Origin of the sequence: Sphingobacterium sp. IITKGP-BTPF85, assembly GCF_001006065.1 — a bacterium.
Lineage (GTDB): Bacteria > Bacteroidota > Bacteroidia > Sphingobacteriales > Sphingobacteriaceae > Sphingobacterium > Sphingobacterium anhuiense.
This window is the reverse complement of sequence record NZ_ASZT02000248.1, coordinates 1-3,332: the sequence shown is the minus strand read 5'-3', so window position 1 is coordinate 3,332 and position 3,332 is coordinate 1. Positions and strand designations below refer to the sequence as shown.

At 30.6% G+C, this 3,332-nt stretch carries 5 protein-coding genes and 1 pseudogene; 3 read left to right on the top strand and 3 right to left on the bottom strand.

The window, feature by feature from the left end; genetic code table 11:
* Both L950_RS36050 and L950_RS36045 read left to right on the top strand, forming a co-directional pair.
* Positions 1 to 253 (top strand): 5' nucleotidase, NT5C type (locus L950_RS36050; RefSeq protein ID WP_410528160.1); only part of this gene is annotated, 253 nt, incomplete at its 5' end.
* Complete coding sequence (locus L950_RS36045) at positions 250 to 414, top strand: 5' nucleotidase, NT5C type (RefSeq protein ID WP_262507199.1); 165 nt, start codon at positions 250 to 252, stop codon at positions 412 to 414. The genes L950_RS36050 and L950_RS36045, both read left to right, overlap by 4 nt.
* Positions 415 to 625: 211 nt before the next feature.
* On the opposite strand, the gene L950_RS24625 is transcribed toward L950_RS36045, so the two are convergent.
* The 3 genes and pseudogenes from L950_RS24625 to L950_RS24615 form a co-directional block, all read right to left on the bottom strand.
* Positions 626 to 1,177 carry a phytanoyl-CoA dioxygenase family protein gene (locus L950_RS24625; protein ID WP_021191351.1) on the bottom strand — a complete coding sequence of 184 codons (552 nt, stop codon included), beginning with the start codon at positions 1,175 to 1,177 and terminating at the stop codon, positions 626 to 628.
* 477 nt (positions 1,178 to 1,654) lie between these two features.
* Positions 1,655 to 2,142 (bottom strand): annotated as a pseudogene (locus L950_RS24620) (GNAT family N-acetyltransferase).
* A 485-nt stretch (positions 2,143 to 2,627) separates the two neighbouring features.
* The gene (locus tag L950_RS24615) at positions 2,628 to 2,924 is read right to left on the bottom strand and encodes a MarR family transcriptional regulator (RefSeq protein WP_021191350.1); all 297 of its coding nucleotides are present in this window, start codon (positions 2,922 to 2,924) and stop codon (positions 2,628 to 2,630) included.
* 172 nt (positions 2,925 to 3,096) lie between these two features.
* Between L950_RS24615 and L950_RS24610 the strand changes: the two genes are divergently transcribed.
* On the top strand, positions 3,097 to 3,315 hold the full coding sequence (locus L950_RS24610; RefSeq protein WP_021191349.1) for an ATP-binding cassette domain-containing protein: 219 nt from the start codon (positions 3,097 to 3,099) through the stop codon (positions 3,313 to 3,315).
* Positions 3,316 to 3,332: the final 17 nt, after the last annotated feature.

Genomic DNA, 3,332 nt, shown 5'->3' with positions numbered 1-3,332 from the left:
TGTACTTGGTAGGCCGCATACCAAAGTACTTCATACGCAATCATTCTTTAGAACAGTACCTGTAATGGACAAAGCAGTAGAAAATGTCACATTATTAATGGAAGATTATGAGATTTTTATTGTTTCTGCAGCTATGGAATTTCCCTTGTCTTTGTATGAAAAGAGAGAATGGCTACAAGAACATTTCCCTTTTATTAGCTGGAAGAATATTATCTTCTGTGGTGATAAAGTATCATCGATACAGATTATATGATCGATGATTATTGCAAAAATCTTGATTTCTGCAAGGGAAAAGCGCTAATGTTTAACGCCTACCACAATGCACATATCAATCATCATATCAGGATCAATCATTGGGATGAAGTGCCTGAACTGCTTAAAACACTCACTTATAGTACTGAAAATATACTGTAAAGTATATTTTCAGTTTTTGAATATCAATTAAAATTTAAGCGCTCAGCCCATTTTAATGAGGTTGGCAATACTACATTTGAAAATTCAATGTGTATTACACGCCTTTTCTTATTATTGACTGTTCTCTTCGAGCTATGTAGCAACAATGGCTTCATTAACATTACTCCACCTTGCTTAACAGAACAAGTCGTTTCAGTCTCAATATCCCAATTTATTTTTCAGGTCGATAAATTCCCTTAACATGTGATTTAGGGATAACCTTTAAAGCGCCATTATTTTCATCGGTATCATCAAGATGAATTCTTATAGCTGTAATATTTTCTAATATGTCAATTGTCGGTTGCACTGCATATTGATTGTGTTTGGTTGTCCAAGGTCCAAAATTTTCAATTTCTATTTTCTTATCAACGGAAATAGTTAAATCTTGATGATAAGATACGTACCAGTTAGAAGTCTCAGGTTTATCAAAATAAATGCTCTTTACTACGAAAAAATTATTGCCGATCATTTTTTGCAAAAGTGACCTAAAATTATCAGTAAATATTAGTGAAATGGTTTCTGGAATTTCTTTCAGAAACTGTCTAATGGCAAATAAGTCCTTAGTTTTTCTGAATGTGTCTTTTGAAGTGTCAACTTTATTAATTGCATCAATAATACTATTTATTTCTTCTTTAGAATAGATATTGTCAATCACATTGAAACCATGATCTAAAAGATCTTGCCTATTTTTTTCAAGATCTTCCATATTACTAGCATTTTTCATTATTGAACTTTGAGATTACATAAACACATAAAAAATTTTGCCAAATACAATTTACTAAAGATAATAAAAAACAATATCAAAGCTTTCTATTCTGGGTCTTTCGAATTTTGACCTTATACAATGAAAGCTAATAAGAAACTTTTCGATATCATATCTTAATTATTAAATAATGCACTACATCAAATTACTATTTTTTTAGTCACAATCACAGGGAGTAATAAGTTCAATTGTAGTAAAGCTTTTATTTAAATCTTGCTAGCAAAACTTGTAAAATCCAACATTCTTTTTACTATAAGCTCAAACTCTAAAGCATTAATTCCATTCCTATAGGGATGATTAAATAATGATCATTTTAATGAAACGTCGTTATTTATTTAAAAATCTACGGAAACTACTACGCATAAGTTAAGCTAAAAAATGCTATAATCCATTAGATTGTCACTGTTGGCATAAAGAGAAAGAGGTGATTGCTTAATTTCAGTGCAGTCTTTTTAACATGAGTTTTTCTATCGGCAATCCTTCTTCGAAACCTTTAAAATAGGTCTTAAATCCTAACTTTTCTAATATTTTTTTTGAAGCCAGATTATGAGGATCAATAATTCCAATAATATCTAATTGGGGAAATAATCTATTTGCTGTATCTATTACCGCTTGACCAACAGCACATCCATAACCCTTCCCCCAAACTCCTTATTTATGACATACCCGATTTCAAGGACGTTACAATCATTACTGCTATATGCTAACTTACAATATCCGATATACAGATTTCCGTTGTCAAATACTTTAAAATAACCCAGATCATCTTCATTACGATTGACTTCAAGTATCGCCTCAAACTTTTCCTTAACCTGAACTTCTGTCCAGCCTTTTCCAGTAATATATTTCATAATCTCATCATCAAGGAGTAGCGGTTTAAATAGATCAAAATCATCCGATGTATACTTAACAAGTGTTATATTCATTGCAGTTTTTTCGTAAAATATACATGATCTTAACTAAATTTGACACTAAAAACTTTAAAAATCCATTCAATAAAAATTAAAGCACTTATTTTTAAAGAATTAATAGGCGTTTCCTGAGACTTTAGTGGTGAGAAATTAGTAATCAATATCGCTTTGAATACCAATATTAAAATTTGAAATGGACTAAAAAATTTTAGAAGCGAACTTCTTAAATAATGCGAAAAAACTCGCAGATAAATTTGAGAAATCACCAGACTTTCTGCGGGATCGACCATTTGTCGATGAATAGTAAAGAATCTATTTTACGAAATACTGAAGAGATTATGGACTATAATAAGTACCACTTGATCCAATTTTTTTATCCGAAAAATAATCCTTGATTTTGTATAGCGTTTATATTGTATGGTAATGAAAAGCATAAGCTAAATCAATTATTAAAAAAAGGATAACGAGCTAAAAAAGTAGGAGCAACATTTTTTAATTTCCTATTTATGGTCTTCCAAAGCTTTCTTCAACAATGAGGTAAATGTTATAAGTTCATTGGCTGAAAGATTTGACGAAAATTGCTTAGTTAAATTTTTTCTAAAGGTTTCAGAATTGTCAACAATGAATTTCCCGTTATCAGTTGCAGTTAAAATATAATTTCGCCTGTCTACCTCACTCTGTATTTGTTTTAGCAACTCATTTTGAATTAAAAACTTCAACTGCTTAGAAATAGCGGCTTGACTAACATTCAATGCTACTGCAATCTGTTTAGCAGTAGCATCTTTTTCGATACACAAACTCTATGATGTTATAATGAGTTGCTGTAATACCAATATAATCGCCCTTATTCATGTTCGCCAAAATGAAACATTGGAAGTCTGTAAATACAGTAAAAAATTCTTTTTCAATCTTTTTCATAAAAAAAACACTTAACTTAGTTAAGTAGTTGCAAAGTTAAGTAAATTAGTTATGAATAATATTATTATAACAAATGCTAGGCAGAATAATCTCAAAAATGTTTCTCTTCAAATTCCGAAGCATAAAATAACGGTATTTACGGGTATCTCGGGTTCAGGAAAATCATCACTCGTATTTGAAACAATTGGCGCAGAGGCACAACGTCAGATAAATGAAACACAGAATAGTTTTATACGTACACGAATGCAACATTATGGTATACCGGAGTAACCGTCCTATTAACTACA